The sequence below is a fragment of the Synechococcus sp. H55.9 genome (assembly GCF_047462355.1).
In the GTDB taxonomy this organism is placed as follows: domain Bacteria; phylum Cyanobacteriota; class Cyanobacteriia; order Thermostichales; family Thermostichaceae; genus Thermostichus.
The window spans coordinates 1-6399 of sequence record NZ_JANSJB010000116.1 but is presented as its reverse complement, the minus strand read 5'-3'; the positions used below and the strand labels follow the sequence as shown (position 1 = coordinate 6399).

The following is a 6399-nucleotide window of genomic DNA, read 5'->3' as shown; positions in this document are numbered from 1 at the left end:
GGTGGTGGTGGTGCCGCCTGCCTACAGCTCGCAGACCTGCCACCGGTGTTTGTGGCTTGGGCAGCGGGAAGGGAAGCATTTTCGTTGTGTGAACCCGGTCTGTGGTTGGGAAGGGGATGCAGATTTTAACGGTGCCAACGTGATTGCGCTTTTGGGGGTCGCTGTAAACCGGCCTAGAGGTCCGTGGTTGGCTTGCCAACTGCAGGGCTACCCTTCGCGTCAGCGGCGCGGAGCGCTTAAGCCCGCTCCGTACCGCTTAGCGGTCGGAGTCGGGTAGTTTACGGCTGCGCTCTAGGGTCTGCTCTGTCAAACTGGAAAAAAACAGTCTGGCTGGAGATTGGGATTATGGCCTTCGATTGGTTTCGCCGCCGCTATACCGACTCCCCTGGTGAAGCAAAGCCTTCGCCACCAGACCCCACGTCGGCCACGGAGCCAGCGGAGATCTCCCCCGAAGACTATTTGGCCTTCGCCAAAGCCGCCTATGCCAACCTGAAGGCCCGTGCCGCTGGCCAGGAGGCCCCAGCCAAGGACTCCGTCCCGCTTGAGCAAACAGATGGGCAAATAGAAGGGATCCCTGCAGAAGCTCTCCAGCCACAGCCACCGGCCTCGCCTCCGGAGCCTATTCCAACAAAAGAACCGGTATCTCCAGAATCACCCTCTGTGCAGCCGGCGGCAGCTCCCTCGTTTTTCGATCTGGCTCCCCGTGCTGCCGAGCGTCTGCAAGCCCTGCAAGCCAGCGCTGTGGAAGAGCCGGAGCCGATGACCCCAGCCGTCGCTCCCTCTCCCGAGACCGGGCCGGAAGAGCTGGTCTTCGATGAAGGCTTCCGCTGGTCAGCCGAGATCTTGGCGGCCCAAGGGCGCAAACCGGAAGAGATCTCCGTAGAAGAGATCTCTTGGCTGCAAAAGCTGCGGCGAGGCTTGGGCAAAACCCGCCTCAACCTAATCAACCAATTGAAGGCCCTGGTAGGCCGTGGCCCCCTCGACCAGAAAGCTGTAGAAGAAATTGAGGCCCTGTTGCTGCAGGCCGATGTGGGGATCGATGCCACCGAGCGGATCATCCAAGCCCTACAAAAGCGCATGCGCGAGGAGGTGGTGCCGCCGGAGGAGGCGGTCAAATACCTCAAGCAGCAGATGCGCCAGATGTTGACGGTAGGGGATCCCACCTTTGCGCCGCAACGGGGCACGCTCAACATTTGGCTGATTGTCGGGGTGAATGGAGCGGGCAAAACCACCACCATCGGCAAAATTGCCCATGTGGCCCGCGAGTCTGGGTACCGCTGCTTGATCGCCGCTGCCGACACCTTCCGGGCTGCCGCGGTGGAGCAGCTCAAGGTTTGGGCAGAACGAGCGGGGGTAGAGGTGATCGCCAATCCTTCTCCCAATGCTGACCCGGCGGCGGTGGTCTTTGACGCCATCACAGCCGCCCAGGCCAGGGGCACCGAGCTGCTCTTGGTGGATACGGCGGGCCGTCTGCAAAACAAGAAAAACCTGATGGAGGAGCTGGCCAAGATCCGCCGCATCATCGACAAAAAAGCTCCTGAAGCCAAGGTGGAAAGCCTGCTGGTGCTGGATGCCACCCAAGGGCAAAACGGCTTGCGCCAAGCGGCGGTGTTTTCCGAAGTGGCCAAGCTGAGCGGCGTGATCCTGACCAAGCTGGATAGCACCGCCAAGGGGGGCATTGCCCTGGCCATTACACAACAGATGCACTTGCCCATCCGCTTCATCGGCGCCGGCGAGGGGCTGGAAGATCTGCGGCCTTTTTCCAGCTATGAGTTTGTGGAAGCTCTCCTGAGCGAGTATTGAGGCGCCCCCTTTCTGGGAAAAGCCACCGTGAAAGAGATACACACAGCTCCCAACTGTGTTGGGCGTCGCCCTCGCCTTCTGCCCTGGAGCGCTGCGGGGGTGGGAGCAGGTTTGCTTTGGGCCTGGGGTGGGCACCGCTGGATCCAGAGCGGGTTGAACCTGGCCTGGACGGGATCCACCCAGGATGCAGAGGCTTTGCAAGAATTTGTAGCCACCTTGACCCAGGTGTTGTCGGGGGTGTTGGGCGTTACCCTCTCGGTGGTGGCCATTGTGGTGCAGTTGAGCGCGGATCGCTTCACCCCGAAGGTCACCGAGCTGTTTTTGCGCGAGCAGGTCAACTTCTATCTCTTCTTTTTCCTGATCCTGGCCAATGTGGTCAGTTTGTGGAGCTCGATAGCCCTGAGCTTTTACGATCCCGCCAGCGGACATCCGGGGCTGCTCATCGGGCTGAACCTGCTGCTGGGCACAGCTTCGTTTTTGGTGCTGATCCCCTACTTTCGCTTTGTGTTTAACTTCTTGCAACCGACCTCGATCATCCGTCGCATTGAGCAGCAGGTGCGGCAGGCCGTCCTGGGATCCCTTGTCTCCAGAAGATTGGGATCTGATTTCGGGTTCGAGGAGAGTCGTTTCTCTCGCTGGCGTCGGCGTGGTGTGGCAACAGAGCAGCACTCTCCAACAGGCCAATGTTCGCCAGCTCATCAGCGCTGCCTTGCTGCCCTCGATGAGATCAAAAGCATCGCCACCAGCGCTCTCCGCCAACAGGAGGGAAGCATTTTCTTGGAAGCGTTGGATAGTCTAAAGTCTCTATGGATCTTCTATGCCGAGCACAAAGCACAACTGCACCCCACCTGGTTTCTCTTGACCGCGGCTCTGCAGCGGGATCCGGACTTTGCTTCGGTGGATAAGGGCCTATTGAGCCAGATCGAGGCAGAGAGATCCTGGCTGGAGCTGAAGATCTTGCGGCAGTATCAGGCCTTGTTTGTCGAGGGGCTAAACGGCATGCAGCAGGCGAGCACCCTGGTGGCCATTCACAGCCGGGAGCTGGGGATCCGCGCCCTGGAAACCCAACGACTCACGGTAGCGGGGTGGGTGATCAAGTTTTTCAACACCTACCTGCGGGCTGTCATCAACGCGCGCGACATCCGCGGTGGCTACAACCTGCTCAAGCAATACCGCCTGCTGGCCGAGGCAGCCCTACACCACCGTCAGTCGGCCCTGGTCTTGCAGATTGTTGACTACTTTCGCTACTACAGCTTGACTGCCTACAAGGCCGGCCTCTTTTTCCTTTCGGAAACCTTTGGCTTCGATCTGGGAAGGCTGGCCCAGTTGAGCTGTGCTCTGCAGTCGGAAACAACCGAAGCCATTGTGCAGGCCTTGTTACGCCTAGACCAAGACCCCGAAAGCGAGCAACAGGAGAATACCTTGCGCGGGATCCGCAAAACCCAGGTGCGGCTGGCGGCTTACTTTCTCAGCCGTGGGCGGGAGGATTTGGCCAAGTTGATCTACAGGGATATGCAGCACGAGCCCTCGGCGCGCCTGCAGAGCATCCGCCAAGAGCTGCTCTCTACGGCTGCGGAGTTTTGGGAGTTCACCGACCGGGGGGAGAACTTCTACTACCTCGAACCGGCCCTGCAACCCTATGCCGAGCAGTTTTTCGGCTGGTTTCAGGGCTTGACCTCTCTGGCAGATAAGCTGGAGAGCGCCTCTAGATCCCTGGAGCTTCCGTAAAAAAAGCCAGATCTCTTTACCGCAGGGTTTAGTTTAGTTTGGTCAGAGCCGCCCCTTGGTGTCGTTCCAGAAGGCTTGTCTCATGCGTCCTTTCGGCCAACCTAACCGTCTGGGCAGTTCTCCCAGCCGAGGATCCCTGCCGGCAACCAGCTCTTTTGTCCAGTTTCGCCGCGACCCGCACCTGTTGCCCTTTTGGGGCCTGAGCCTGTTGATCATGGGCCTGGCGGTGCCCCTGTTTGTGCTTTCGGGGGCGGATCCCAGTTTGGCTGGCTGCGACGAGAGCTTTTATGCCCAGATGGCCCGCGAGCTGCTGTGGGGGAGCAACTGGCTGGGGCCGACTTTTTTGGGGGAGCCTTTTTTCGAGAAACCGCCTCTGCTCACCTGGAGCGTGGCCCTCAGCTTTGCCCTCTACGGCATCAACGAATGGGCGGCTCGGCTGCCCGGGATCCTGGCCGCTTTGCTCTCCATTCCTCTGGTGGGCTGGATTGGGCGGGCTTTTTTGCCGACACGGGCGGCCCTGCTGGGCATGGCGGTTTTGCCCCTCTGCTACCTCTGGGTACAGCAGGGGCGGCTGGTGGGGCAAGATGTGCCCCTGACCTGCCTGGAGCTCTTGGGGATCCTGGGGCTGGTGAACGGCAGCCGCGGCCACCCAGTTTGGTTTTGGCTGGTGGGGGTGGCCTTTGGGCTGGGCCTTTTGATGAAGAGCGCCATGATCCTGCTGCCGGCAGCGGCTTTGATCCCTTACTGGGTGCAGCAGCGGCGCCACTGGCTGGGATCCGCCCCCTTTTGGCTGGGGATGTTGCTGGGCCTGGGGATCTTTGGCCTCTGGCTGGTGCCGGCCATGGGGATATACGGTTCCGAGGTGCTGGCCACCTTGGTGGGAAAGGTGTGGGATCTGGGGCAAGAACCCTTCCATGCCGATGCCACCGGCTGGTACTACTTTTGGCACATCCCGGCCCACGGCTTTCCTTGGACGGTTTTGGGGGTGGTGGGAGGAATTCTCTTGGTGCGGCAAAAGCCGGCATCCACTTTGTTGATCTGGTCTTTTCCCCTGCTGCTTTTGGTTCTATTGCAGCTTTATCCCACCAAAACCCCCTACTACACGGTGCAGCTCTATCCCTGGCTGGCTCTGCTGGCGGGGGTGGTCCTCGATCAAGCTCTGCCGTTTCCGCTCCGCACCGCCTCGACTGGGACAGCGGGACGAGGTTCTCGGCGAGACAGACCCCACCTGGCCCAGGTGCTCTCCTGGGGGTTAGCGGCGGTAGGGCTGCTGCTTTTGGGTTTGGGGGTAGCCGTCCGCCTGGGCGTAGACGGTCTGCAGCTCCTACAACCCCATGCCTGGCCTCTGGTGGTGATGGGGCTTTTGTACCTCTTGCTGCCAGGGATCTGGAGCTGGCGGCGGGTGCTGCACCATGCCGGGGAGCTCTGGCTGGGCACACTCCTAGCTGCCGGGATTCTCGCCATGGTGAGCATCCTCCTGCGGCCTGACTTCGGCAATTTCAGCCCTGCTTTTGCCCAGATGGACTGGAAACAGATGCTGGGATCTGCAGACACTGGTTTTCCCGTGGTGGATATTGGCCGCAGCGGCTTGCCGGATGTCTGTCAGGCGCAGGCCATCGCCTTTTATACGCCCAATCCGGGAAGATGGGTGGATGATCAGGCTCTGCAACAAGGGGAGCATGGAGACTACCTTTGGGTATCCCCTGTGCAGGCAGAACAGGTTGACATCGAAGACTTGGGACTGCAGCCTTTGGCCGAGGTGGAGGGCTGGCAACTGGTGCACCGCTCCCTCTCAGATGCGGCCAGCGGGGAGCCTTCCTGAGGCGTTTACGATCAAAACTCTAAACATTGCTCCTTGAGAACTTGGGAGGAGGTGACGGCGCATGGTGGAAGCCGAGGCATCGGGCCGGTCGTGGTTGTCTCCGCAGCGCACCTGGGCAATCCAGGGATTGGCTTGGCTGGCAGCGCTGCTGTTTGTGGCAGGGGTGATCCTGTTGGCGGGGGCTTCACCTCTCCAGGTGGCAGCCAGCATGTGGCAGGGGGCCTTTGGCAGCGAAGCTCAGTTTGGCCGGGTTTTGGCGACGCTGGCTCCTCTTGTCCTCTGCTGCTGTGGACTGGTGTTCACCTTTGTTGCCGGTCTCTACAACTTGGGCATCGAAGGGCAGATGGTGGTCGGGGCCATTGCGGCCACCTTTCTGGTGCGCCTGGAACCGCCACTGGCCATTACCTGGGCACTTTTGGCCGGGATCCTGGGCGGGGCGGGCTGGGGCCTGTTGGCCGGGATCCTGAATGTGTGGGGACGGGTCAACGAGATCTTCGCCGGTCTGGGGCTGAACTTTGTTGCCCAAGGCTGGGTCTTGTACCTGATCTTCGGCCCTTGGAAAAGGCCAGGGGTGGCTTCCATGAGCGGAACAGAATTGTTGGATCCCCGTTTCTGGTTGCCCACCTGGGGGCGGTCAGAGGCCAGTCCGGTGGCGTTGCTGCTGGCCCTGTTGGCTTTGGTCCTGACGCTGCTGGTGGTGCACAACACCCGTTTTGGCCTGCAGTTGCGGGCGGTGGGGAAAAACCCCGTAGCTGCCTTCCGGCTGGGGATCCCGGCTACCCAAAGGTTGCTCATGGCCTTTGCCTGCTGTGGAGGACTGGCAGGGCTGGCGGGCGCCTTGCAGGTGTTGGCTCTGTTCCATCGTCTCATCCCCAACATTTCCAGCAACTTGGGCTTTCTGGCCTTGCTGGTGGTGATGCTGGCCGGCTTTAACCCGCTGCTGATTTTGCCGATTGCCTTTTTCTTCAGCAGCCTCAACATCGGCAGCTTGCAACTGCCTCTCTCTTTGCAACTGGAGTCTTCGCTGGCCGGCATCATTCAGGGAT

General features: G+C 60.6%; 5 protein-coding genes. All 5 read left to right on the top strand.

Translation table 11 applies throughout. The features are described 5' to 3' along the window. Positions 1-277: zinc ribbon domain-containing protein (locus NW857_RS11855; RefSeq protein ID WP_414369039.1), on the top strand; the 277-nt coding region annotated here is incomplete at its 5' end. A 68-nt stretch (positions 278-345) separates the two neighbouring features. After that, on the top strand, positions 346-1803 hold the full coding sequence (gene ftsY, locus NW857_RS11850; RefSeq protein WP_414332316.1) for a signal recognition particle-docking protein FtsY: 1458 nt from the start codon (positions 346-348) through the stop codon (positions 1801-1803). A gap of 27 nt (positions 1804-1830) precedes the next feature. Next, positions 1831-3531: a DUF2254 family protein gene (locus NW857_RS11845; RefSeq protein ID WP_414332318.1), complete on the top strand. Its 1701-nt coding sequence runs from the start codon at positions 1831-1833 to the stop codon at positions 3529-3531. Positions 3532-3613: 82 nt separating this feature from the next. Continuing rightward, positions 3614-5353, top strand: a complete 1740-nt coding sequence (locus NW857_RS11840) for an ArnT family glycosyltransferase (protein ID WP_414332320.1) — start codon at positions 3614-3616, stop codon at positions 5351-5353. Positions 5354-5414: 61 nt separating this feature from the next. Next, the coding region (locus tag NW857_RS11835; RefSeq protein ID WP_414369038.1) for an ABC transporter permease at positions 5415-6399 on the top strand (985 nt) is incomplete at its 3' end.

What these genes read in the sequence shown, in the direction of transcription:
- ftsY (WP_414332316.1), top strand. Translation starts at nt 346, where the DNA reads ATGGCCTTCGATTGGTTTCGCCGCCGCTATACCGACTCCCCTGGTGAA.
- NW857_RS11840 (WP_414332320.1), top strand. Translation starts at nt 3,614, where the DNA reads ATGCGTCCTTTCGGCCAACCTAACCGTCTGGGCAGTTCTCCCAGCCGA.